The 21,980-nt window shown below is 59.8% G+C and carries 26 protein-coding genes, 1 tRNA gene and 1 pseudogene; 18 read left to right on the top strand and 10 right to left on the bottom strand.

The genetic code is table 11. The features are described from left to right. Positions 1–98: 98 nt before the first annotated feature. The 3 genes from D6858_RS00200 to D6858_RS00195 form a co-directional block, all read right to left on the bottom strand. Positions 99–865, bottom strand: a protein-coding gene (locus D6858_RS00200; RefSeq protein ID WP_120105863.1) for an IS5 family transposase whose coding sequence is annotated in 2 segments (ribosomal slippage) — positions 99–553 and positions 553–865 — 768 coding nt in all. Because the reading frame shifts where the segments join, the coding sequence is not laid out codon by codon here. Positions 866–903: 38 nt separating this feature from the next. Beyond that, positions 904–1,227, bottom strand: coding sequence for a DUF6968 family protein (locus tag D6858_RS16285; protein WP_420823813.1), 324 nt, complete (start codon positions 1,225–1,227; stop codon positions 904–906). Between the two features lie 69 nt (positions 1,228–1,296). Beyond that, positions 1,297–1,647 carry a hypothetical protein gene (locus D6858_RS00195; protein WP_133305203.1) on the bottom strand — a complete coding sequence of 117 codons (351 nt, stop codon included), beginning with the start codon at positions 1,645–1,647 and terminating at the stop codon, positions 1,297–1,299. 149 nt (positions 1,648–1,796) lie between these two features. Between D6858_RS00195 and D6858_RS16280 the strand changes: the two are divergent. Both D6858_RS16280 and D6858_RS16275 read left to right on the top strand, forming a co-directional pair. Further along, positions 1,797–2,615, top strand: a pseudogene (locus D6858_RS16280) (Nmad3 family putative nucleotide modification protein). Next, positions 2,612–3,244, top strand: coding sequence for an Nmad2 family putative nucleotide modification protein (locus tag D6858_RS16275; RefSeq protein ID WP_165859579.1), 633 nt, complete (start codon positions 2,612–2,614; stop codon positions 3,242–3,244). Before D6858_RS16280 ends, D6858_RS16275 begins: the two are co-directional and overlap by 4 nt. Positions 3,245–3,350: 106 nt before the next feature. Here D6858_RS16275 and D6858_RS16245 read toward each other — a convergent pair whose 3' ends face one another. Continuing rightward, the gene (locus D6858_RS16245; protein ID WP_338067253.1) at positions 3,351–3,623 is read right to left on the bottom strand and encodes a TnsA endonuclease N-terminal domain-containing protein; all 273 of its coding nucleotides are present in this window, start codon (positions 3,621–3,623) and stop codon (positions 3,351–3,353) included. A gap of 96 nt (positions 3,624–3,719) precedes the next feature. On the opposite strand from D6858_RS16245, the gene D6858_RS00180 reads away from it, so the two are divergent. Then, the gene (locus D6858_RS00180) at positions 3,720–4,700 is read left to right on the top strand and encodes a hypothetical protein (RefSeq protein ID WP_133305202.1); all 981 of its coding nucleotides are present in this window, start codon (positions 3,720–3,722) and stop codon (positions 4,698–4,700) included. Positions 4,701–4,887: 187 nt separating this feature from the next. Here D6858_RS00180 and D6858_RS00175 read toward each other — a convergent pair. After that, positions 4,888–4,964 (bottom strand) — tRNA-Pro (locus tag D6858_RS00175). A 218-nt stretch (positions 4,965–5,182) separates the two neighbouring features. Here D6858_RS00175 and yajC point away from each other — a divergent pair. The 3 genes from yajC to secF are packed head-to-tail and all read left to right on the top strand — an operon-like array spanning position 5,183 to position 8,108. After that, positions 5,183–5,503, top strand: coding sequence for a preprotein translocase subunit YajC (yajC, locus tag D6858_RS00170; protein WP_102154508.1), 321 nt, complete (start codon positions 5,183–5,185; stop codon positions 5,501–5,503). Between the two features lie 18 nt (positions 5,504–5,521). Next, positions 5,522–7,108 carry a protein translocase subunit SecD gene (secD, locus tag D6858_RS00165; protein ID WP_120105855.1) on the top strand — a complete coding sequence of 529 codons (1,587 nt, stop codon included), beginning with the start codon at positions 5,522–5,524 and terminating at the stop codon, positions 7,106–7,108. Between the two features lie 16 nt (positions 7,109–7,124). Beyond that, positions 7,125–8,108, top strand: a complete 984-nt coding sequence (gene secF / locus D6858_RS00160) for a protein translocase subunit SecF (RefSeq protein ID WP_120105853.1) — start codon at positions 7,125–7,127, stop codon at positions 8,106–8,108. A gap of 303 nt (positions 8,109–8,411) precedes the next feature. On the opposite strand, the gene D6858_RS00155 is transcribed toward secF, so the two are convergent. Both D6858_RS00155 and D6858_RS00150 read right to left on the bottom strand, forming a co-directional pair. Further along, the gene (locus tag D6858_RS00155) at positions 8,412–9,614 is read right to left on the bottom strand and encodes a glycosyltransferase (RefSeq protein ID WP_240623616.1); all 1,203 of its coding nucleotides are present in this window, start codon (positions 9,612–9,614) and stop codon (positions 8,412–8,414) included. Continuing rightward, on the bottom strand, positions 9,611–10,183 hold the full coding sequence (locus tag D6858_RS00150; RefSeq protein ID WP_120105849.1) for a helix-turn-helix domain-containing protein: 573 nt from the start codon (positions 10,181–10,183) through the stop codon (positions 9,611–9,613). The genes D6858_RS00155 and D6858_RS00150 overlap by 4 nt, the downstream gene beginning before the upstream one ends. A gap of 86 nt (positions 10,184–10,269) precedes the next feature. On the opposite strand from D6858_RS00150, the gene D6858_RS00145 reads away from it, so the two are divergent. Together D6858_RS00145 and D6858_RS00140 are read left to right on the top strand one after the other, a co-directional pair. Then, entirely contained in the window at positions 10,270–10,746 is a 477-nt protein-coding gene (locus tag D6858_RS00145; RefSeq protein ID WP_120105877.1) for a DUF6456 domain-containing protein, read from the top strand. Between the two features lie 78 nt (positions 10,747–10,824). Further along, on the top strand, positions 10,825–11,127 hold the full coding sequence (locus tag D6858_RS00140; RefSeq protein ID WP_120105847.1) for a TM2 domain-containing protein: 303 nt from the start codon (positions 10,825–10,827) through the stop codon (positions 11,125–11,127). 41 nt (positions 11,128–11,168) lie between these two features. Here D6858_RS00140 and D6858_RS00135 read toward each other — a convergent pair whose 3' ends face one another. Continuing rightward, positions 11,169–12,977 (bottom strand): ABC-F family ATP-binding cassette domain-containing protein, encoded by a 1,809-nt coding sequence (locus D6858_RS00135; protein WP_120105845.1) that lies wholly within the window; start codon positions 12,975–12,977, stop codon positions 11,169–11,171. 99 nt (positions 12,978–13,076) lie between these two features. Between D6858_RS00135 and D6858_RS00130 the strand changes: the two genes are divergently transcribed. The 4 genes from D6858_RS00130 to D6858_RS00115 all read left to right on the top strand — a co-directional run bounded on the left by D6858_RS00130 (position 13,077) and on the right by D6858_RS00115 (position 16,433). Further along, on the top strand, positions 13,077–13,802 hold the full coding sequence (locus D6858_RS00130) for an SIMPL domain-containing protein (protein WP_120105843.1): 726 nt from the start codon (positions 13,077–13,079) through the stop codon (positions 13,800–13,802). 136 nt (positions 13,803–13,938) lie between these two features. Next, the gene (locus D6858_RS00125) at positions 13,939–14,244 is read left to right on the top strand and encodes a PepSY domain-containing protein (RefSeq protein WP_120105841.1); all 306 of its coding nucleotides are present in this window, start codon (positions 13,939–13,941) and stop codon (positions 14,242–14,244) included. A gap of 94 nt (positions 14,245–14,338) precedes the next feature. Next, entirely contained in the window at positions 14,339–15,016 is a 678-nt protein-coding gene (locus D6858_RS00120; protein ID WP_102154498.1) for a response regulator transcription factor, read from the top strand. Next, the gene (locus D6858_RS00115) at positions 14,949–16,433 is read left to right on the top strand and encodes a sensor histidine kinase (protein WP_120105839.1); all 1,485 of its coding nucleotides are present in this window, start codon (positions 14,949–14,951) and stop codon (positions 16,431–16,433) included. Before D6858_RS00120 ends, D6858_RS00115 begins: the two co-directional genes overlap by 68 nt. Positions 16,434–16,661: 228 nt before the next feature. Here the strand turns inward: D6858_RS00115 and D6858_RS00110 are convergent, their stop codons facing one another. After that, positions 16,662–17,411 carry a hypothetical protein gene (locus D6858_RS00110; RefSeq protein WP_120105837.1) on the bottom strand — a complete coding sequence of 250 codons (750 nt, stop codon included), beginning with the start codon at positions 17,409–17,411 and terminating at the stop codon, positions 16,662–16,664. Between the two features lie 131 nt (positions 17,412–17,542). Here D6858_RS00110 and D6858_RS00105 point away from each other — a divergent pair, with 131 nt between their 5' ends. After that, a complete protein-coding gene (locus D6858_RS00105; protein ID WP_133305201.1) occupies positions 17,543–18,364 on the top strand; it encodes an SEL1-like repeat protein in 822 nt (273 codons plus the stop codon). A gap of 86 nt (positions 18,365–18,450) precedes the next feature. Here the strand turns inward: D6858_RS00105 and D6858_RS00100 are convergent, their stop codons facing one another. Next, positions 18,451–18,774, bottom strand: coding sequence for a chorismate mutase (locus D6858_RS00100; protein WP_120105833.1), 324 nt, complete (start codon positions 18,772–18,774; stop codon positions 18,451–18,453). Positions 18,775–18,841: 67 nt separating this feature from the next. Between D6858_RS00100 and D6858_RS00095 the strand changes: the two genes are divergently transcribed. The 5 genes from D6858_RS00095 to D6858_RS00075 all read left to right on the top strand — a co-directional run bounded on the left by D6858_RS00095 (position 18,842) and on the right by D6858_RS00075 (position 21,980). After that, positions 18,842–19,852, top strand: coding sequence for a polyprenyl synthetase family protein (locus tag D6858_RS00095; RefSeq protein ID WP_120105831.1), 1,011 nt, complete (start codon positions 18,842–18,844; stop codon positions 19,850–19,852). A 78-nt stretch (positions 19,853–19,930) separates the two neighbouring features. Continuing rightward, positions 19,931–20,185: a type II toxin-antitoxin system Phd/YefM family antitoxin gene (locus D6858_RS00090; protein WP_120105829.1), complete on the top strand. Its 255-nt coding sequence runs from the start codon at positions 19,931–19,933 to the stop codon at positions 20,183–20,185. Beyond that, positions 20,182–20,448, top strand: coding sequence for a Txe/YoeB family addiction module toxin (locus tag D6858_RS00085; protein WP_120105827.1), 267 nt, complete (start codon positions 20,182–20,184; stop codon positions 20,446–20,448). Before D6858_RS00090 ends, D6858_RS00085 begins: the two co-directional genes overlap by 4 nt. 174 nt (positions 20,449–20,622) lie before the next feature. Further along, on the top strand, positions 20,623–21,189 hold the full coding sequence (locus D6858_RS00080; RefSeq protein ID WP_120105825.1) for a hypothetical protein: 567 nt from the start codon (positions 20,623–20,625) through the stop codon (positions 21,187–21,189). 377 nt (positions 21,190–21,566) lie between these two features. After that, complete coding sequence (locus tag D6858_RS00075; protein WP_205664832.1) at positions 21,567–21,980, top strand: hypothetical protein; 414 nt, start codon at positions 21,567–21,569, stop codon at positions 21,978–21,980.

Genomic DNA, 21,980 nt, shown 5'->3' with positions numbered 1-21,980 from the left:
CCGAAATGAGGGCGCAAAGCGGACGCGTCTAAATGTGATCGGAGCCAGTAATAATCGCGGCTCAGGCGATACGATCTGAATGCCATTGGAAGGCTTAACTAGAGCGTAGACTCATAAGCACGCAGCCACAGGCGCATTGACGCCAGTTGGACCATAGCGAGGAAGTTTTCGGCCAGCTTATCGTAGCGTGTGGCGACGCGGCGGAAGTGCTTCAGCTTGGAGAAGAAGCGCTCGATCAGGTTCCGCTCTCGGTAGAGCCAAGTGCTGAAGTACGGTTTTGATCGGCGGTTGGACTTTGGCGGGATGTTGGCGAATGCCCCTTTCTCGCGGAGAGACGCCCGAATGCGATCGGCATCGTAGGCCTTGTCCGCCAGAACGATTGTTCCGGCTCCAACATGATCGAGCAGGTCATCAGCGACTTGGCCGTCATGGCTTTGCCCTGCGGTCAAGCTCAGCCGGATCGGGAGGCCTTGCCCGTCGACGACCGCATGGATTTTGGTCGTAAGCCCGCCTCGGGAGCGACCGAGACAATGATCTCGATCCCCCTTTTTGCCGTCGCTGCCTGCTGGTGGGCGCGAACGGAAGTGCTATTGATCATCTGGATGTCGCCATCGTGCGCGGCGGTGATGGCGTCCATCATTCGATCCCAGACGCCAGCCTTCCGCCATCGCGCAAAGCGGTTGTAGCAGGTGGTGCGCGCTCCATAGCGCTCCGGCAGATCGTGCCATGGAGCGCCAGATCGCAGCACCCAGAATATTCCGTTCAAAACGCGCCGGTCATCGACACGCGGCACGCCCCTCGGCTTATTGGGCAACAGGGGCTCGATCACGCGCCACTCAAAGTCGGTAAGGTCATATCGGCTCATCCCGACCCTGAATCAGAATTATAGCGGCCTGAAAAGGCTCATGGCTGTGGTGGCGGGTCGTATAGCGGCCCAACGCTCCACGCGGGCGGAAGGTCAAGATCGGCCTGTTTAAACAAAGTAAGACGTCCAGCCTTGTAAGCTTCGCTCTCGACAAGATCGGAATGGACCGTCCGCATGGCCAGCATGAGTGCTTGGAGACCATCTTCCCCGCACGCAAACCGGCGAACCTCTCGTTCCGGCCATCCTATAACATAACGGCATTGGAACTCGCCTCCAGGTGCCTTTGATGGCGTAAAAAAGCAGACGGCCAATTCACCGCCATCAAGCTCGAACCTGCGCTCCACGAATGACGTTTCAGTCATCTGCTCTCCTTCATCGCGGGAAGGTCTGGCATAGGCCTGAGAAGGCCGCAACTTTTATGGGTTCACGGCCTAGACATCTTCTTCTTCGACCTTATCGATCAACCGTCCAACTACACATCGAAGTTTGTTTCCTTTCAGCGCGACGTTCGCGAGTTCGTAAAGACCAATCATTTCCCATTCTGGATCGTCCTCACCTTCAAAATCCTGCCCATTCCGCACGAGCACCGCTTTTGCTCGGCGTTCGGCAAGTGCAAAAAATTGCTCTCGATAGCCATGAAACTCGGTGAGATCTTCGCAGTAAGCGCCATTCTCGAGATACTCAGTGAGAAGGACAGGATAATGATCGTCACCGATTACAACGAAGCGTGGGTCCTGCCCCCAAAAACGGGCGTTGATGCTTGAATTGCTTGTGTCGCTCATATTCCCGACCTTTTGCATCCTTGAAGTTTCGAACGTAACCCCGTTCTACCGATGTTGCAAAAGTGACAAAGTGTCATGAATGCCGCTGAAGATTACCTTGATCTTCGGAGGTAATAGACGATCCTGCACAACCAACACAGGAGTTATTAATGCGGGTCATATTCAGCAGGAAAGGCGTGGACAGTGCAACTGGCCGGTGTGCCAGCCCGCTGATCGGCGAGCGCCCCGTAAGCCTGCCCATCCCGACTCGTAAACCGTCACCAACCAGGTACGGGCAGCTCAACGCCGATCTCCGTGCTCAGGCGCATGACCTGAACACAAGCGGCAAGCGGCCATGCCACTTGAACCCCGATATCGACCCTACAGCAATTGATAGTCGCCCCGCAGGTTGGCGCGGCGCGTTGGGTCAAGTTTCGAGGGCACTTAGCCACTTGCGCAATCAACGCGTGACCACCGGTGATCTGTTCCTGTTCTGGGGGCTCTACCGCCAAGCCGAGTTTGTCGACGGAGTTTGGCGTTATCGTGGGCCGAGGCGGCACGTAGTTTTTGGCTGGCTGCATGTCGAAGCTGTTTGCGACCTTAACGATAACGGTCTTAGCGCATTGCAGCGCTACGCATAGCTGCGCGATCACCCACATGTCAGACCAGGCTGGGGGAGCTACGCCAATGCAATATATATAGCCTCTGAAAACTTCACGCTGGCAGGGCGCCACCTCCCGGGGAGCGGCAAGTTCAGGCGCGCATTTCAGCTCACCGAGCCGGGCAGTCGCTTGCCAAGCACTTGGGCAGTGCCAGCATGGCTAGATGCCACAGCCGGTGGTGTGGGGAGGACTTACCGCCCGCAGGATCGCTGGTTAGGACAAGGTCGCCTAAAGTCAGACGCAAGGGGCCAAGAGTTTGTAGCGGATATTACGGGTAGGACCGATGCGATGCACTGGTTGGCCGATCTACTGGACGCGCACGTATGAGAGTTTGGAGCTATGTCATCACCACCGACCGAGGCTCGGCACCTAATTTTGAGGCACCGGCTGTCACATTAACAGTTTGCAAGCCGCGGATCCGCCGCAACGCGCGAGTGGGTGATTTGGTATTGGCGTTCAACGGTAAACGGCTGTCAAAGAACCCGCACTCGCTTAGGTGGGCTGGTGTGGTTTCCGAAGTGCTGCCGCTAGAACAATATTGGGCCGATAGACGGTTTCGTGGGAAGCGCCCAGATCGGTCACCCGTGCCCGACAACATTTACCGGCTCGACGGCGGCCTGTGGCACCAAGAGCCAAATGCGACACACGACGAAAGTAATGTCGCCACAGATTTGTCGGGCCGTAACGTGCTCGTATTTGGCGCTGCTTGGTATTTTGGAGACACGCAACCCAATCTTCCGGAGGTTTTCGATTTGCGCGTGTCGATGAATGGGCGGCGCAATGAGCCATTGCGGCAAATCGGCAGCGATGAGTGGTGCACATTACGGAAGTGGCTGGGCGAACGTGACGTGGGTTTACCGGTGGCTGCTAATAAGAGCACCCCGTTTTGCAATGTGTCGAGAATACCCCGCAGTCCTGCATTAGCCCCAAAGCGAAGTAGGGAGAAATGCTACTGACATGGCATTCAGTCTGTTTGAATTGGCTCAAATATGCCGCAAAGCAGGTAACAGGGCTCATCGCTTCTTATAAACGGCAGCGACACCCTGCCCAGCACCGTGTTGTTCACATTGTGAGCGTGTTCTGAGATTTTGGCCGGCAATAGTGCTGCCATCCGGTACCTTCCGCGAGGAAACCGTCGAAATCGTCCCTCGTGACGAGCGAATAATGGAACCTGTTATCGTGAGCTAGATGTTCCGCCGCTTCCTTTTTTGCGATTACAACGGGATCGCCCGACTTCCATGCCGACTTCACCTCAACAAGATGCGTAGAGCCATCTTCGCGGAGAATAAGAAAATCGGGGTAGTAATTGCACACGGTGTGAGATTCCGGATGGATGTAGTTTAATCGAGCGGTTCTTCTCCAAGCTGAAGCACTTCCGCAGGGTTGCTACACATACAACTGAGAGCAGTGTGTTCATGGGGAGTAAGACCTATGGCCAAGGCTAAACCGAAGACACGTCAGGATGCGGATCAATATCTCGAAAACTCCCATTCGGAATTTCGTAGAATGCTCAGGAAGGCTGTTCGCGCGCGTGGTCAGGGCAAGCGCGCGAGACTTTATCTGGATGCATTGAGCGGAAATAGACCTATTTCCGAACCGCTCTTGGCGTCTGATCTCACAGCTTGGCTCGAGTTGGGTCGGTATTTCGTGGACGAGGTCGACAAGCTTTACCTCGCCAACCCCTCTCTGGAATTCTACCACGTGACCATGTTGGCCGACGAAGGGCTACTGTACGATCGAGAGTCTTACGTCCCCCTCAGTGCATTGAAAAAGAAGGTGCACAATTCGTTCAAGAAAAAGCTGGGTGTGGAAGGGTTGGCAGTAATCGAATGCCAAGTGTTGACCAACTGGCCTCAACAGGCTCGCGGGCGCACGCTATTGATCCACGTCCATGCCCTAATTTGGTTCGACACACGTCGTATGCCTTGCGGGCTGACCAACACAGAAGGGGGTATAATTAATGCGCTCCCGTCTCGAACTTGGTCGTCAGCGTTTGGTGCGCGACCCATCTCGGCTACGAGGATAACCAAGGAGCGCGGCAACCCTGCATTCTGGGCGGCGTACATTATGAAGTGCCCTCACAAGGCGAAGCGGCGCAAGCCCCTTTCGAAGAAGCATCCGAACGATTGGTGCGAGTACAAGCTGGCGCCGGTCTCTCGCGAAGAGGGCTACCGGCCGGAATTCGCACTGCGAATTTACGAATTGCGGACGCACCTAGGGTTGTTCGACCCCATAGTAGGGGTAGGTGACGGGGCGGTAATGAAGCGCCGCTGCGAAACCCGCATTCGGCATTGGAACAAGAAGATTCGGAGGTACCGCCGCCCGGCGATGAGAATTTTCAACCTCACGGCATTTCGGAGGCGGATTAAGAAAACAAGGCAGAAATATTACGCGGAGTTTTTCGTTGCGTAGCGCCAGTTTTAAGGGAGTCTGAAGTCGCTGGGTCTTCTGGTCGAGGGGAATGGCCATCACGTGTCCACAAACCGAGAATGCGAACTTGAGACCATAGTGCCAATCAGCGCCGTCACGCGCGTGCTTACTCAGTGATTACTTAGCAAGTTCGAGACAATATCGAGGGCTGCTAAGTATCTGAAACCACTGGTCGGGACGACTGGATTCGAACCAGCGACCCCCACACCCCCAGTATGGTGCGCTACCAGGCTGCGCTACGTCCCGTACCAGTGGAGGCGCGCCTATAGGGGGGCGTATCGGTTGTGGCAAGGTGGCTTCGCATCATTTGTTTGCTGAATGGCGGCGCGCATCGGGGTGGTGTCGATTGCCCTTGTCTGGCAATGCTGCTAGGCGCGCGGCGCAATGGTAAGGTGTTCTGCTTGCGGGGCGCCGTGCCGGACCTATATCTCTCGCCACCGTAATTACGACAGGCCCAAAACACGATGCTTCATTTACTTGCCGCCGCCTCTGCAGCCGGTTCGCCGCCTGTCTGGATGAGCTGGCTGCCGATTGTCGGCATGATCGCGATTTTCTGGTTCCTGCTGATCCGCCCGCAGATGCGCCAGCAGAAGGAACACCGCGAAAAAATCGCCGGTATCAAGAAAGGCGATCAGGTTGTCACAGCCGGTGGTCTGGTCGGTAAAGTCGTGCGGGTGGACGAACACTATGCCGATATCGAAATCGCGCAGGGTGTGAAGGTGAAAGCGGTGAAGAGCACCATCGGCGATATCGTTCCGCCGGGTGGCTCGGCGGCGAACGACTAAGCGAAGGCATTCCTGCATATGCTCGATTTTCCGCGCTGGAAAAAGATCTGGCTCTGGGGGCTGGTACTGGCCGTCGCCATTGTATCGCTTCCCACTGTGGTGTCGCTCGCCGGCCAGCAATGGCCCGCCAGCTTGCCCGACCCGAAGGTGAACCTTGGGCTCGATCTGGCCGGGGGTAGCCAGATTCTGCTGGAAGCCGATCCGCGGCAGATCACTCAGCAAAAACTGGAATCGATGGAAGAAACCGTCCGCACCGAAATGCGGAAGGCGAGCCCGGCGATTCGCATTGGCGATGTTTCGACCGCTGGCGACAAGCTGAGCTTCATGGTGGAGAACGCGAGCGACGTCGATCGCGCCCGCGAACTGCTGATGCCAATGATCAACGGCACTGGCATGACTCGCGAATGGACGCTGTCGGTTGTCGACGAAACCCGCATCGTTCTGACGCCCACCAAGGAAGGGCTCGACACCGCGCTCGATCAGGCGATGGACAGCGCGAAGGATGTGATCGACCGTCGCATCAACGCCATCGGTACTCTGGAGCCGACGATTATCCGTCAGGATGTCGACCGCATCGTGGTGCAGGCGCCGGGTCAGCAGAACCCCGAAGCACTGAAAGAGCTGATCGGCAAGACCGCCAAGCTGGAATTCAAGCTGGTCGATCTGGATGCGCTGCCCGCTGATGTGCAGGCAGGTCGCGCCCCTGCGGGTAGCGAGATACTGCCTTATGCTGAAGGCGGGCAGAAAATTGCCGTACGCCGTCTCGGCGGGATCAAGGGCGACAACCTCGTTAACGCGCAGCAGGGTTTCGAACAGCAGACCAATCAGCCAGTGGTCAACATTACGTTCGATCAGCAAGGCGCGGACAAGTTTGCCCGCCTGACGACGCAGAACGTCAACAAACCGTTCGCTATCATTCTCGATGGGAAGGTGCTGTCGGCACCCAACATCAATGAACCGATCCGCGGTGGCACAGCTTCGATTTCCGGTGGGTTTACTGTTGAATCGGCCAACCAACTGGCGATTGCACTGCGTTCAGGCGCGCTGCCGGTCGATCTGAAAGTGATCGAACAGCGTACCGTCAACCCGGAACTGGGCAAGGATTCGATCGAACGCGGGCTTATTGCGATGGGCGTCGGCACCGGACTGGTCCTGCTGTTTATGCTCGTGACGTATGGCCGCTTCGGTTTCTATGCCAATTGCGCGCTGGTACTGAACGTGTTGATGATCCTGGGGATCATGGCAGTGATGAACGCCACGCTGACATTGCCAGGCCTGGCTGGCTTTGTGTTGACCATCGGCGCTGCGGTCGACGCCAACGTGCTGATTAACGAGCGTATTCGTGAAGAGCGCAGACGTGGTCGGCGTGTGATGCAGGCGGTCGAAACCGGATACAAGGAAGCGAGCCGCGCTATTTACGACGCCAATATCACCAACGTGATTGCCGCGACCCTGCTGTTCCTGTTTGGACAAGGGCCGGTGAAAGGTTTTGCGGTCGTCCTCGTTATCGGTGTAATCACCACGATGTTCACCGCTGTCACCATTACCCGCATGTGGGCCGCCGGCTGGTTGCGCCGTACCCGCCCCAGCGACATTCACATTTGATAGGGGAGCGAACGCCATGAAACTTCTCAAGCTCGTCCCCGATAACACGAACATTCATTTCCTGCGCTGGCGCTTGCCGTTTTACGTCGTCAGCGTCTTGCTGATCCTGGCAAGTTGGGGCCTCGTGCTGACCAACGGGCTTAATCTGGGCGTCGATTTCGTCGGCGGCCAGATGATCCGCGTCACATTCGTTGGCGAACAGGCTGTGCCGGTTGCCAAGATGCGGAGCGAGATTTCCGCGCTCGGCTATGGCGATCCGATCATTCAGGGATACGGTGGCTCGAACGAAGCGGCGATCCGGGTAAAACTGCCCGAAGGCGCGGATGAGAAGCCCGATCTCGCCAATACGATGACAGCGAAAATCGTCGCAACGCTGAAGGCGGCTCATCCTAATATCCGCATCGATGGTATCGATTCGGTATCGGGAAAAGTCTCCAGCGAGCTATTCAGCAAGGGGCTGATGGCACTCAGCTTCGCAATGCTGGCGATTTCGGTCTACATATGGATTCGGTTCGAATGGCAATTCGGGGTAGGTGCGCTGTTCGCGCTGTTCCACGACGTGTCGCTGACTCTGGGCTTCTTCGCGATCACGCATATGGAGTTCGATCTCAATATTGTGGCGGCGATTCTGACGATCATCGGGTATTCGCTTAACGATACGATCGTGGTGTACGACCGCATCCGCGAAAATCTGAAGAAGTATCGCAAGATGCCGCTGCCTGAACTGCTCGATCTTTCGGTCAACGAAACGCTTGCGCGTACAGTGATGACATCGCTAACGCTGTTGATCGCGCTGATCCCGTTGCTGATCTTTGGCCCGGCCAGCCTGTTCGGACTTGCCGCTGCGATTACGCTGGGTATCTTCATCGGTACGTATAGTTCGATCTACATGGCAGCGCCGATCCTGATCTGGCTGGGTGTGAAATCGGACAGCTTCGTGCCAACCGAGACCGCCGCAGACAAGCAGGACCGGCTCGCTCGCGAAGCGAGTATGCCTTAAGGTAGTCTAAGCCAAAATGCGCTGCCCCGGACTTGATCCGTCCGGGGTGGCGCCGGCTTTTTAAGGTAGTGAGGCAACCGATGGCGCGGCGCTCCCGCCCGTTACTGCGGTTGTGATGAAGACAAAGCGCGGTCCGTGGATTGCCACGTCGTTTCGCTCCTCGCAATGACGAGGGGAGGGATGTGGCCGGGTGTATCGACACATCGCCCTGGTTATCCCGCATCCAATTCCGCGGTCACGGGTGATGCAGTGAACCTCGGCCCCGGATTATCGGGACCTGCCGCCATTTGCCCTGACGGCAGGTCAGCGCGCGCCGATCAGTCGCTCATAGTATTCGCCCAGCGCTGCGCCGTTCGTTTCCCAGCTGAAGCGGTCTGCCATCGCGGCGGTTGCGGATCGTGGGGACGGGGCAGCGAGCAGGGCCTTTACTCCGCTGGCGATTGCGGCAGGGGTTCGTTCGACGATAACACCCGCATCCGGTCCGGTAACGACTTCGCGCGCGCCGCCTGTATCGGTGATGACCAGCGGTGTTCCGCAGGCCAGCGCCTCCACCCATGCGTTCGCCAGCCCTTCGCTGGCGGAAGGCAGCACCATCGCATCGGCGGCGGATAGCACTAGCGGCAGCAGATCGTGGTCGAGCAAGCCCACGAAATGGACCCGTTCCGTCACACCGCGTTCGGCAGCGAGCGAGCGCAACGCAGCCTCATCCTCCCCTTTGCCGATGAGCAACAGCACTGTATCGTCTGGCAATTCAGACAGTGCCTCTATCGTCAGCGCCTGCCCCTTACGCGGGATCAGTGCGCCGACGGACACGAGCAATGGTGCTTTGGCCGGGATAGCGCTGCCAAGCTCCTGCGCCACCTGCGCGCGCATCCCTGTGTGTTGCAAAGGACGAAACCGATCCCGATCCAGTCCGGTGTAGTGCAGGGTAATCTTGTCACGCGGCAGGCCAATGGCGGCCATATCGTCTGCCAACGGGCCGCATACTGCCAGCATTCCCGCCGCTTGCCGCCCGGCCACCAACATTTGCCATCGGGCAGAGGACCGTGCGCCCCAGTGATGGATGTCCGCGCCGCGCGCCTTGATCGACAGCGGCAGGTCAAGCGCAGAGGCGATCCGCGCTGCGGCGGGACCATCGGGATAGAAAAACTGGGCATCGACCAGATCGAACGGAGTCTCCGCATGAAGCCGTCGCGCCAATGGCAGAGCCGCGCGGGCGATCAGGCGGGGGTTGATCGGTCCGCCCAGTCGAGGGATCAGCGGGAAGGTAGGGCGATGCACCGCAACGCCATTCTCCACTGCATCGACCGCCGCCGCCTGCAAGGCTTTGTATCGACCAAAGGCAATCGGCGGTACACCGATGGGATTGATGACGGTCACGCTCCACTCAGGGTGACGGGCAAGCGCCTCCAGACTGCGCGCGACGAACGTGCCGAAACGGCGATTGGCGGCATTGGGGTAGAGCGTGGAAAGCGACAGCACGCGACGGGGCGGAGGCGTGGTCACAACGGGCGCACCAGCATTTCCGCCACAGCAATCCATGCGGGATCGTCCACGACGATCTGCTTCTGCCCTATGCCGACCGGCAGGATTCCCACCAGCGATCCGCGCCGGTCGATCAGTCGGCCGAATGCGAATCGTCCGCCTTTGCGCGGGACAAGCACGTCGCGGTTGATCGCCTGCGCGGTTTCGTCGACGGGTATCTGGCGCAGCCAGAGCTGGTCGCCTGCGCGATATTCACCCGCGCTTGTTTCAATGGTCAGCACCACGCGGATGGCATCCCCGCCGATCTCAGTGGGCATCAGCGCGTCGCGTGGGGCAGCTAGAGCCTCGGTTCCATCGCGACCCAACGTGGCCACGACTTGCGGGCGGGCATTGGCTTCCGAACGGACAAGCGTTTCGGGATCCACACCCAGTGCAGCCGCGATCCGGTCCATCCATTTGAGCGACAGGTTGCGGGTGCCGGTTTCGAGCCGCCCCACGGTTTGCGGAGTGGTGGGCGGCACGCACGCCTCTGCCAGGTCGGCCAGAGTCATACCCTTCTGCCTGCGGATAGTACGGATACGATTGATCACTGCGCACTCCTAACCAAATCGGTTCACTCTTTCCTACAAGCAATCCGTTTTGGCAAGGGGCTCACCCAGTGCAAAAGGAGAATGTCATGCGCCGCGAACTCGCAGAACGTGAACTGACCAGTGCGGGCCCCGCTCGCAGACCCGGAGTGAAGGGCAAGCGGCGTACTGTGACGATGAACCTTGCGGAAAGCCCGCTTGGCTGGCTCTATACCCACGGATATCTGAACGATCGCCTGTTCGATGCCGGCGAACGGTTGCGCGCCGATTACGAACGCGCGCAACTGGCCCCGCGCGTAACCATGCGCTGGGATCCGGTGCGGATCAAACAGAGCGGCGGCGGCAGCGAACTGACACCGGTCGAACGACAACTGGCGGCAAAGCAACGCTTCGATGGCGCGTTGGCACATGCTGGCAGCGATCTGGCGGACGTGTTGTGGCGAGTGGTTTGCGCCGGGGAAACCGTGCAGGCGGCAGAAAAGGCGCTGCAATGGCCCGTGCGCAGCGGCAAACTGGTGCTGAAAATCGCGCTGGACCGAGTGGCCGAATATTATCGGATTGGCTGAAAGTGTCAGCGAATACTTGATTTTAACAAAATGCTTGGCATTCTTGATCGCGACTTTTGAATAGGGGGGAAGCAGATTATGGCGGATGAACGGGCTGCGCTGGCGAGTGCACGCGCCCATATGGTTTACGATGCGAACAAGAAATCGGCGGGGGTCGCCTATCTCTTGTGCATCGTATTTGGCGGGCTTGGCGCGCATCGGTTCTATCTGGGCGAGACTGGCACCGCAGTGGCCCAACTGGTGCTGTGGTTTCTGGGTTGGGTGACGGTGTTTCTCGCGTGGATCCCGTTGGGAATTTGGGTGCTGGTCGATCTCTTCCTGATTCCCGGCATGGTGCGCGAAAAGAACATGGCGATTGCCGATAGCTTCTCGTTCGACTGATCGCCTGCCTTAAGGGGGAAGGCCGGAACCGCTTCCGGCCCTTATCCCTCGACCTGTTCGGCCAGCATCAGCCAGCGTTCTTCGGCTGCATCCTTTTCCGCGCGGGCGTCTTCCAGCCCTTGCGAGATATTGGCGAAGCGCTGCGGGTCTTTCGCGTACAGCTCCGGGTCGGAGAGGATTTCTTCGCCGCGGGCGATAGCGCGCTCAAGCTCTTCGATCCGTTCGGGCAGTAGCTCGTAGTCGCGCTGATCCTTGTAGGATAGCTTCTTGCTCTCCTTCTGTGGCGCGGGCGCGGTGCTATCCGCACTTCGCTGGGCGCCCGATGCTTTCGCCGGTTTGGACATTTTGCGCGTCCGCTTGGCTTCCCAGTCTTCGTATCCCCCGGCGACGACATCGACATAACCGGTGCCATCCAGCCCCAGCGTGATGGTGACGGTGCGATCCAGAAAGTCGCGGTCGTGGCTGACAATCAGCACGGTGCCATCGTAGTCCGCGATCACTTCCTGCAACAGATCGAGCGTTTCGAGATCGAGGTCGTTGGTCGGCTCGTCCAGCACCAGCAGGTTGGATTTGCGGGCGAATTCGCGGGCCAGCAACAGCCGGCTGCGTTCCCCACCCGATAGCGTGCCGACTTTCGCATCTACGATTGCCGGATCGAACAGGAATTCCTTGAGATAGCCCTGCACGTGTTTGCGCGTGTCGCCCACGTCGATCCAGTCGCCGCCCTCGGCCAGAACCTGCCGCACAGTCCGATCCGGCTCCATCAGGCTGCGTTGCTGATCGATCATCACCCCGGCCAGCTTGGGGGAAATCTCCACCGTGCCGCTGTCGGGCGCGATTTCGCCGGTCAGCAGCTTAAGCAGCGTAGTCTTGCCCGCGCCATTGGACCCGACCACGCCGATCCGGTCGCCGCGCTGGATGCGGAGCGAGAAATCGCGGATCACTTTGCGATCACCGTATGATTTGCCGATCTTATCGGCCACGATTACCGACTTGCTCTTGAATTCGGTTCCGGCGGCCAGTTGTAGTTTGGCTGTGCCTTGCGGGTTGATCATCGCCGCGCGGGCGGCGCGCATCTGCCACAGTTTTTCCAGCCGCCCCTGATTGCGCTTGCGCCGCGCAGTCACCCCACGTTCGAGCCAGTGCGCCTCGAGCTTGAGCCGGGCGTCGAGCCGTTCGGCAGCGCGCGCCTCTTCGGCATAGACCTGTTCTTCCCAAGCCTCGTACCCACCGAAGCCGACATCCTTGCGCCGCATCGATCCGCGGTCGAGCCACAGAGTCGCGGTGGTCAGGCGCTTCAGGAATGTACGGTCGTGGCTGATGACCATGAACGCGCCCTTGTACCGGCTCAGCCAGTCTTCCAGCCAGTCGATTGCCGCCAGGTCGAGGTGGTTGGTCGGTTCGTCCATCAGCAGAACGTCCGGTTCCTGCGCCAGTGCACGGGCGATGGCAGCGCGGCGTTTCTCGCCCCCGCTGGCCCCGGCTGCGGCAGTGGTCATATCGATGCCGAGTTGCCCGGCGATTGCCTCCACCTCATACTGCGCTGGCGGGTGTTCGCCGCGCAGCGCGAAATCCATCAGTGTGTCGCAGCCGGTAAAGTCCGGTTCCTGCTCCAGCATCACTACGCGGGTGCCGGGTTTAACCTTGCGGATGCCGCGGTCGGCCTCGATCCGGTTGTCGATCAGGCGGAACAGCGTGGTCTTGCCCGCACCATTGCGCCCGATCAGCGCCAGCCGGTCACGCGGGCCGATATGTACGTCGATCCCGCCGGTATCGGGCCCGCCGAACAACCAGCGGCCGCCTTGCTGCAGGCCAAGCCCTTCCCAGCTCAAGATCGGAGGTAATGCCATAAGCTGCGCGCACTAGCTGTGCAGAGGGAGCGGAACAAGCCGGTTCACTGGCGCGTAATGCCAAATGTGCAGGACAGAGAGGGAAAAGGAGAATTATCGATGAATCGCATGTTGCTTCCCGCCGTAATGGCATTGGGCGCCGTTTCCGTCGCTTCGCAGGCCAGCGCCGCCGACGTACAGGTGCAGGCACAAGGGCCGGTGGTCGATCTTTCGGTGACCAAATCGGTCAAGTCGGCGCCCGATATTGTCGCCATCGGTGCCGGGGTGAACAGCACCGCGCCGACCGCAGTCGCGGCGATGCAGGCGAACGCCACGGCGATGGATGCAGTCGTCAAACGGATCAAGTCGCTGGGGATCGATGCCAAGGATATCCAGACTGCCGGGATCAGCCTGAATGCTGATTACGATTACGATCAGGTCAAACGCCAGCAGGTGTTCAAGGGCTATCGTGCGTCGAACCGCGTCAATGTGACGCTGCGCGATGTGAAGCGCGCCGGGCCGGTGCTCGATGCGCTGGTCGCGGCCGGGGCCAACGATATCAGCGGACCTGACTTCTCGATTGAAGACGATGCCGCTGCCAAGGCGCAGGCGCGCAAGGCTGCATTCGCTGAATTGCAGGAACGCGCGCAGGAATATGCCAAGTGGGCCGGATATTCGGGCGTGCGCCTGTTGCAGGTAGGCGAAGCGGTGATGAACAACCGCCCGATGCCGATGATGAAAGAAATGGCGGTTGCCCAGGATGCATCGGCGGCCCCCACACCGGTAGAGCCGGGTTTGGTTGGCACATCGGTAACGGTGACGGCCAGCTTTGAAATGACACGCTAACAATATGATCGGGTCAGGCGCGCGATGGTTTGCCTGACCCGACATATATGCAAATGCGTGAATCCTGAGCCTGAACCGTACGGTGCGGCGATATTCACACCTTGTTCAATGGCTCTGTGACAGGCAGTGAAGCACCATGAAACGGATCGTATCTGCCTGTCTCACCGCGGTCGCCTCGCTTGCCCTTGTGGCAACCAGTGCGCCCGCCGTTGCCCAGCGAACCGAGCAGGGGGCCGCGCGCAAGGAAATGCGGGCCGGCAATATTATGCGTTCGCGCGATATCGAGGCGCGTATCCTGCCGCAGATGCGCGGATACGAATATCTCGGGTTTGCTTACGATTCGACAGCGCTGGCCTATCGCCTGAAGTTCATCAGGGATGGCCATGTGGTGTTCGTCGATGTCGATGCCCGCACGGGGCGGGTGCTGAACCGTTCGCGGTGAATAGGATAGTGGGCAGTGGGAAACCCCATCGAGTTGACGCGTTGATATCGATAGCCCACATCCGTGGCATGATTTTACCGGGGACAAGCCAGATATGCGTATCCTGATCGTCGAGGACGAACCGACACTCGGCCAGCAGCTTAAATCGACCCTCGAACAAAACGGTTATGCCGTGGACTTGTCGACCGATGGGGAAGATGGCCACTTCCTCGGTTCGACGGAGGATTACGATGCGGTCGTGCTCGACCTGGGCCTGCCGGAGATCGACGGGCTGACAGTGCTGGGCATGTGGCGCAAGGAAGGGCGCGATTTTCCGGTGCTGGTGCTGACCGCGCGCGATTCATGGTCGGACAAGGTCGCCGGGCTCGATGCCGGGGCCGACGATTATCTGGCCAAGCCGTTCCAGACCGAAGAGCTGATCGCCCGCCTGCGCGCCCTGATCCGCCGGGCCAGCGGCAACACCAGTTCGGAACTGACCGCCGGGCAGGTCCGGCTCGATACTCGTTCTGGCCGGGTCACGCTGGCGGGAGAGCCGGTCAAGCTGACCGCGCAGGAATACAAGCTGCTCAGCTACCTCATGCATCACAAGGGCAAGGTGGTGAGCCGCACCGAACTGATCGAACATATCTACGATCAGGATTTCGACCGCGATTCGAATACGATCGAGGTTTTCGTTACCCGCATCCGCAAGAAACTGGGTGCAGATGTCATCACGACAATCCGTGGACTCGGCTACAGCCTCGACGATCCCGCAGACCAGCCGCGCGCCTGACGCTCCGCCACCGGCGGACAGCGTAACGGCAGACGCGGCGGTCAGCGAACCGGCGGCCACTGGCGTGTACAAACGCCATACCGGCAGTCTGGCGCGCCGGATGATGCTGATCGCGGCAGGGTGGATCACGATCCTGCTGCTGGGCGGCGGCTTCGCGCTCGATCGCACACTGACCGACATGGTCGAGAAAAATTTCGACGATCAGCTCGATTATCTGCTGACCGCGATGATGGCATCGACTGAAATCGACAATACCGGCGAAGTCTATTTCAGCCGCCCGCTGGGCGATCAGCGGTTTATGGAACCGAACAGCGGCCTGTACTGGCAGATCAGCGGCGAGGGGCATGAAGCATATCCCAGCCGCAGCCTGTGGGATCGCACGCTGAAGGTCGATACCAGTTACACCGACACCGATATTCACATCTACAATTCGGACCAGTTCGCGGATGAACCGCTGCGGATTGCCGAACGATCGGTGGTGCTGCCGGGCAGCAAGACAAAGTGGTGGTTTGCCGTTGCCGCCAGCCGGGGCGAAGTGGACGCGCAACTGGCCAAGATCCGATCTATCCTGATCTGGAGCTTCGTGATCCTCGGCCTTGGCCTGTTCATGATGGCGACGATGCAGATCTGGTACGGCCTCAGCCCGCTGCGCCGGGTGCGGCTGGCGATCCAGCATATGCGAACCACCGGCGCCAACCGCGTGACAGACCCGCTGCCGCTGGAAGTGCAACCGCTGGTGGATGAACTCAACGCCCTGCTCGCCCATTCGGAAAAACAGGCAGAGGAAGCGCGCACCCATGCGGGCAATCTGGCTCATGCGCTGAAAACTCCGCTCACGGTCATCAACAATGCCGCCACCGCCAAGGCGCCCGATCTGGCGGATACCGTGATCCGCGAATCCGGCACGATGCGCCGCCATGTCGATCACCACCTTGCCCGCGCGCGCGCGGTGGGGCGGCGCGCGGTGGGCCACGCGCATACCCCGGTATGCGAAAGCGCGGCGGCGGTGCAGCGCGCGGTGGAGCGGCTATATCCCGATGTCCGCTTCGATCTGGCGGGCAACCGCGCGGCGACAGTGGCGATCGAGCGGCAGGATCTGGACGAACTGCTGGGCAATCTGGTGGAAAATGCCGCGAAATACGGCGGCGGCAGCGTGTTCGTGACAGTCGATGCCGAACCGGCCGACAAGAAGCTGTGCACCATCTGGGTGGAAGACGATGGCGCGGGTATTCCCGAAGCCGACCGCTCGCGCATATTCGACCGCGGCGCGCGGCTCGACACCGATAAACCGGGCACCGGGTTGGGCCTTGCCATTGTGCGCGACGTAGTGGCGATTTACGGCGGTAAAGTCACACTGGGCGAAAGCGCCGATCTGGGCGGTCTGCTGGTGCAACTGTCGCTGCCCCGCGCGGCGTGAGGGGCAGTTCCCGGTTGTGGGCCAGCTCCTGAAAGCCGCTTTTTCATTTCAGGCTTGTATCGCCTGAAATACAGTCGGCCCAGTGATAGAGCCGTTTGATTTTCACCATCGGAACCATGCGGTTTTCAATGCCGTTGATCGGGTTTGATCGCGGAGCCGACAATCGTGCGAAGAACTCTCAGTCGCTGCCCGCGCCAGATGAATAACCGGGAGCAGGCGGTTCCTCGGTCAACGCAACGGTTCCTTCTGGGGATCCTGCTCTCCATCGGGAGTTGTGCGTGTATCTGATGCCGGATTGGCGCGTTCGAATATGATCGTTCCGTCCGGTCGCGTGAGCACCAGACTGTTCCCATCGGGCTCAAGATACGCGCCGGTCAGGTCGATAACACCGAGATCATTCGGCGTCAGAAGAAAGACCGTGACCGTTCCGGCCTCTGCACGCAGCGGCAATGGGCCCGAAGCGATCCGATAGGCTCTCTTGCTGAAAGTGATAAATCGTGGACGCCGTTTTTCGTTTGCTGGCAGTGTCCAGGGGCCTCCTACGAGATAGGACTTCAACGGCGCCCCGGTGTCAAAATCGATCCGCAGATCGATGCCAGGAATATCGATGTCATTGGGCGCAACAAGCCGAAGCGCAAAGGGCTGGCCGGGAGCATTATCGATTCTGTTGGCGCTAATGGTTGGTGCCACTGGCCGGGGATCGCTGACCAGTTCGATCCGGCTGCCGACACGCTTCCAGCGGCCCTGCGCCCGTTCATCCAGCGATCCGACAGTCAGACCATATTCGAAAGTACCGTCAGGGTTGAGGCGGATGCCCGCCACCAGCTCCATTTGCACAGAGGAATATTCCCCCACGACCGGATCGACGGTCACGGCCGGTGCAGGCTCAGCGGCACTTTGGGCGCAAGCGGGCTGGATCAGACAGAGCGCAGCCGCTTTGCATACCCCGGCGATACATCTTGAAATGGAAATCGGCATCGCGTCTTGTATACGGGCGTGTTTGCGCCGTTCAACGCGTATATGGGCAACCTGGCGTGGGCGCCGGCCGCCGGGGTTGCCCTGTGAAAGCGCGCGGATATCTGTGCACTCATCGCAACTGGGAGAATGGCATGCGGTCGATTTGGGTGGCCTTGGTTATGGTGATGGGTGTGGCGGTGGTTTCGGGGCCCGCTGTTGCTCAACCGGCGAAAAGCGGGAAAGCGCTGAAGGCCGTGCCGCCTCTCTCTCCCTGCACGAAGGACGCGAATGTCGACAGCTGCTGGCGAGCTGGTGTGAAGGCGGAAAAAGGTGAAAATGCTGAGGCCGCCCTTGCTGCATATGATGCGTCTTGCGCCGCGGGCTTTCAGGTAGGCGGCTGCTATGAAGCGGGCAAAATCTATTTTCTGAATGCGAAGCTGCGCGATTACGGCAAATCGAAGCAGAAGATGGAGCGGGTGTGTGAATCGACAGATGTCGGCATTGCCCCATATGCCTGTAAATATCTTGGCATCATCTATCAGAATGGCCTTTCGGTGGCTCCCCGGCCCGATCGGGCATTCAGCTATTTCGCGAAAGCATGCTTTCCGCGCGGCGAGCCGTTTATCGATGGGAACGGATGCGAACTGCTCGGCAACAATGTTCCCGATGCGGATGCAGCGGGGGTGCCCGAGGAGGACTGGCGCCCTGACTATATCGCCTATCTCGCCTTTGCGATGGGGTGCAGCGATAATATGCCAGCGCAGTGCAATCGGGCGCAGGCGATACATCAGCGGGCGGTGAAGCAATCGGCAAACTGGCTGGAACGCTGCGCCGAGGATGCAAAAACGGTGCAATTCCGGGCAAGGTGCGAAGACATGCCCCGCCTTGCTTCTGTCAAAGAATATGATGCGCGCCAGTCGTTTCGCCTGAGTGTCGTGCGTATGTTCCGTCTCGCAGCGGACTATGTCGAATAACCGGGAAGCTGCCGGGTTGAACGGCGGCTAGTTATTTTTGCTGCCAGAGAGGCGGGCAGTCGGCCGCCACTGGCCAAACCCATCTATCACCCCTCGCGCGCGCGTTCGTGGTGGCGAATCACTTCGTCGATGATGAAGCGGAGGAATTTTTCGCTGAATTCGGGGTCGAGCTGGGCATCTTCGGCCAGGGCGCGCAGACGGGCGATCTGTGCCTCTTCCCGGCCCGGATCGGCGGGGGGCAGGGCGTGTTGCGCCTTGTAAGCGCCCACCGCCTGCGTGATGCGAAACCGTTCTGCCAGAATATGAATCAGCGCGGCATCGAAATTGTCGATCGATTTGCGGTACGCGGCCAGAGTCGCATCGGGGGCGGCAGGGGCGGCGGGCGTCGGTTGTGAAGTTACATCGGTCATAGTCGTCGCGCACGATAGCGGCGATTCCGCGCTTGCCAAGCGGGCCTGTGCACCGCATGGGGGCGGCATGAGCGCCGAGATCGTTCCACTACCGCGTCACGACGCCACTCTGGACCCTATGCTGGCTTTGACCGCGCCGGGCATGAACGCGGTCAATGCCGTCATCCTCGACCGGATGCAGAGCAAGATTCCGCTGATCCCCGCATTGGCCGGGCATCTGATTTCGGGCGGGGGCAAGCGTCTGCGCCCGATGCTGACCCTCGCCGGGGCGGAGCTGGTCGGATATCAGGGCAATCGCCATCACAAGCTGGCTGCGTCGGTCGAATTCATCCACACCGCCACTCTGCTGCACGACGATGTCGTCGACGGCAGCGATCTGCGGCGGGGGAAGGCGGCGGCCAACATCATCTTCGGCAATCCGGCCACTGTGCTGGTGGGCGATTTCCTGTTCAGCCGCTCGTTCGAACTGATGGTGGAAGACGGCAGCCTGAAAGTGCTGAAAATCCTCTCCGGCGCCAGCGCGATCATTGCCGAAGGCGAGGTGGACCAGCTCACCGCGCAGCGGCAGATCGAAACGAGCGAGGAACGCTATCTGGCGATTATCGGCGCGAAGACCGCCGCGCTGTTCGCCGCCGCCAGCCGCATCGCCGCGGTGGTGGCCGAATGTGACGATGTGAAGGAACAGGCGCTCGACGATTACGGGCGCAATCTGGGCATCGCATTCCAACTGGTGGACGACGCCATCGATTACGATTCCGATGCCGCGACGATGGGCAAGGATCGCGGCGACGATTTCCGCGAAGGCAAGATGACGCTGCCGGTGATCCTCGCCTATGCCCGCGGCACCGATGCCGAACGCAAGTTCTGGAAAGCGGCGATCAGCGGTCATCGCGACGGTGACGACGCATTGGAAGAAGCGGTGGCCCTCATCGCGAAATACGATGCCGTGGCCGACACCCGCCAGCGCGCCCGCCATTTCGCGCAGCGCGCCATCGATGCGCTGTCGATCTTCCCCGAAAACCGCGCCCGCGCCGCCATGTCCGAAGCCGCGCAATTCGCCGTCGCGCGGGGGTATTGAGCGGGGGCTTCACAGATCGTTCATAACCGCTTATGTACAGAAAGCTGTACAAGTTGATCCAGTCATCAGGAGGCGGCGATGGACGTGATTACTTATTCGGAAGCCCGCGCCAACCTCAAGGATGTGATGGACGAGGTCGTCAACGATCGCACGCAAGTGATCGTGACGCGCCGCAAGGCGGCATCGGTGGTGATGGTATCGCTGGACGACTGGAACGCGATGGAAGAAACCATGCACCTCCTGTCCAGCCGCGCCAACGCGCAACGGTTGCGGGAATCGATTGACCAGATGGACAATGCCGGCGGTGCGGAGCGCGATATTCTCGAACCGTGAAGCTCGTCTGGTCCGATAATGCGTGGGACGATTACCTGTATTGGCAGGGCACCGACCGCAAGACCCTCAAACGGGTGAACGCGCTCATCAAGGAATGCAAACGGACCCCGTTCACGGGGACGGGCAAGCCCGAACCCCTGAAAGGCCCGCTGAACGGCTGGTGGTCACGCCGGATCACACAGGAAGACCGGCTGGTGTACCGCGTGGTGGGCGAGGGCGTGGCCCAATCGCTCGAAATCGTACAGTGCCGGTATCATTATTGAGGCGGTGGGCCTTTAAGTGGTCAGGTCGTGTGGACACAGTCGCCGGTTTCGATGAATGTCTGTTCACCGGCATTCCGGCCCGGAAAGCGGCCTGGCTGCAAGCGACCCTATTGCGGACGTTGAGTTATCGTGTTCAAATATCCTCACGTAGCGACCACCTAGGGAGACTAATCCGTGCTCATTACGATGGTGGCAGGGTTATTGATTACGAGTGCGAACTCTGCGGATATCGCCTGCCCTGCAGTTGATCCTGGCCGGGACTATCATTTGGAAGACGTGTGCGGTGAGCTCTCAGAGGGGGGCCCCGCCTATTCGGCTACAGTCCGAGCGAGCATGTCCCCACCTCCTGCCTCGCAGCAGGTGATGGTCTATCGCACGGGCGGTGTGTGGATGATGCGGATAGCGGGCTATCGATATCGATGGAAGTCTGGTGGCGAAGTTGTGACGAGGCGTCGTGAAATAGCCCTGTCGGATGACGATGCCGAAGATCTCGTCAGGCGCCTCACCGAAGCGGATCTGCGCCACCTTGGCCAGTTATCTTTTTACGGTTCTGAGAACGTGATCTGCACCGACGGGGCAAGCCTCGAGCTGGCGATCGGCATGGCGGGGCGGAAGTCTAAGGCTGCACAACATAGTTGCGCAGGCAAGACGGAGTTGCGTCAATTAGCTGCGGCGTTTCGCCAGCTAGCTCTCAAATACGATCCTGAGTTCGAAGGCTTGCTCTCCGGCCTCCGGAATTAGGGGGCTTGCTCTAGACGGGGTGCGGAAAAGAATGTCCACTTCCCACCCCAGTTCGTCCCCTGCCGGTAGCGTTCACCACCGTCAAAACCGGTCGGAAAACTTCAGCTTCGCTATGCCAAAAGCGAAATTCCTCGTGCCGCCCCCGACACGGACATTTCTTTCGTTGGCATAATCAGGTGATGGAACAGCATTGCTTCTCGTAACCCGGCCTCCGAGCCGGGGCGACCAATTAGGAAATGAGTTTCACATTCGCTCCGCAGTCCTGTCGCAGTCTCGCGATTACCTGTCCCAAGGGGATAATGTCCAAAATATTTGACATCACCCCATCTCCTCGCCATCAGTGTAAAAAATATCTTACATCGTTCAGGAGATTCGCGATGGCGTCGATGTCGTTCCGGGAAAAGTCTGCGTGGGCCATGATGGCGGTTATGCTGTTGTCGGGGCTGCTTTATTTCAACACGGTCTCGGCCGATCCGGGGGCGCCGGTTGCGGTGGCGCTGGTGCCTTATGTGCTGGTGGTGGTGGTCGCATCCGTGGTGGTGCAGGTGATGCTGGCGATGGCCGCCCCGCGCGAAGCGAATTCGGCTGCGGATGAGCGGGAGCGGCTGGTGGCGGATCGGGCGGGGCGCTGGTCGGGCACTGTGCTGGCCGTGGGCGTGGTGCTGGCGGGCGGGGCTTACCTGTGGATGCCCAACGGCAATATGTTGTTCCATCATGCCATGTTCGCGCTGATCGCGGCGCAGCTTGCCGATTACGCGGGGCAAGTCTACCTGCTGCGCCGCACGGTCTGA

This window comes from Tsuneonella suprasediminis, from assembly GCF_003605755.1.
GTDB lineage: Bacteria > Pseudomonadota > Alphaproteobacteria > Sphingomonadales > Sphingomonadaceae > Tsuneonella > Tsuneonella suprasediminis.
The sequence above is the reverse complement of the archived record's forward strand: the minus strand, read 5'-3'. Positions and strand labels throughout refer to the sequence as shown.

What these genes read in the sequence shown, in the direction of transcription:
- D6858_RS00100 (WP_120105833.1), bottom strand. Translation starts at nt 18,774, where the DNA reads ATGACCGATGTAACTTCACAACCGACGCCCGCCGCCCCTGCCGCCCCC.
- D6858_RS16285 (WP_420823813.1), bottom strand. Translation starts at nt 1,227, where the DNA reads ATGACTGAAACGTCATTCGTGGAGCGCAGGTTCGAGCTTGATGGCGGT.
- D6858_RS00145 (WP_120105877.1), top strand. Translation starts at nt 10,270, where the DNA reads ATGCGCCGCGAACTCGCAGAACGTGAACTGACCAGTGCGGGCCCCGCT.
- D6858_RS00075 (WP_205664832.1), top strand. Translation starts at nt 21,567, where the DNA reads ATGGCGTCGATGTCGTTCCGGGAAAAGTCTGCGTGGGCCATGATGGCG.
- D6858_RS00110 (WP_120105837.1), bottom strand. Translation starts at nt 17,411, where the DNA reads ATGCCGATTTCCATTTCAAGATGTATCGCCGGGGTATGCAAAGCGGCT.
- D6858_RS00180 (WP_133305202.1), top strand. Translation starts at nt 3,720, where the DNA reads ATGGCCAAGGCTAAACCGAAGACACGTCAGGATGCGGATCAATATCTC.
- D6858_RS00120 (WP_102154498.1), top strand. Translation starts at nt 14,339, where the DNA reads ATGCGTATCCTGATCGTCGAGGACGAACCGACACTCGGCCAGCAGCTT.
- D6858_RS00195 (WP_133305203.1), bottom strand. Translation starts at nt 1,647, where the DNA reads ATGAGCGACACAAGCAATTCAAGCATCAACGCCCGTTTTTGGGGGCAG.
- D6858_RS00135 (WP_120105845.1), bottom strand. Translation starts at nt 12,977, where the DNA reads ATGGCATTACCTCCGATCTTGAGCTGGGAAGGGCTTGGCCTGCAGCAA.
- D6858_RS00090 (WP_120105829.1), top strand. Translation starts at nt 19,931, where the DNA reads ATGGACGTGATTACTTATTCGGAAGCCCGCGCCAACCTCAAGGATGTG.
- D6858_RS16275 (WP_165859579.1), top strand. Translation starts at nt 2,612, where the DNA reads ATGAGAGTTTGGAGCTATGTCATCACCACCGACCGAGGCTCGGCACCT.
- D6858_RS00140 (WP_120105847.1), top strand. Translation starts at nt 10,825, where the DNA reads ATGGCGGATGAACGGGCTGCGCTGGCGAGTGCACGCGCCCATATGGTT.
- D6858_RS00125 (WP_120105841.1), top strand. Translation starts at nt 13,939, where the DNA reads ATGAAACGGATCGTATCTGCCTGTCTCACCGCGGTCGCCTCGCTTGCC.
- D6858_RS00095 (WP_120105831.1), top strand. Translation starts at nt 18,842, where the DNA reads ATGAGCGCCGAGATCGTTCCACTACCGCGTCACGACGCCACTCTGGAC.
- secD (WP_120105855.1), top strand. Translation starts at nt 5,522, where the DNA reads ATGCTCGATTTTCCGCGCTGGAAAAAGATCTGGCTCTGGGGGCTGGTA.
- D6858_RS00130 (WP_120105843.1), top strand. Translation starts at nt 13,077, where the DNA reads ATGAATCGCATGTTGCTTCCCGCCGTAATGGCATTGGGCGCCGTTTCC.
- secF (WP_120105853.1), top strand. Translation starts at nt 7,125, where the DNA reads ATGAAACTTCTCAAGCTCGTCCCCGATAACACGAACATTCATTTCCTG.
- D6858_RS00105 (WP_133305201.1), top strand. Translation starts at nt 17,543, where the DNA reads ATGCGGTCGATTTGGGTGGCCTTGGTTATGGTGATGGGTGTGGCGGTG.
- D6858_RS00115 (WP_120105839.1), top strand. Translation starts at nt 14,949, where the DNA reads ATGTCATCACGACAATCCGTGGACTCGGCTACAGCCTCGACGATCCCG.
- yajC (WP_102154508.1), top strand. Translation starts at nt 5,183, where the DNA reads ATGCTTCATTTACTTGCCGCCGCCTCTGCAGCCGGTTCGCCGCCTGTC.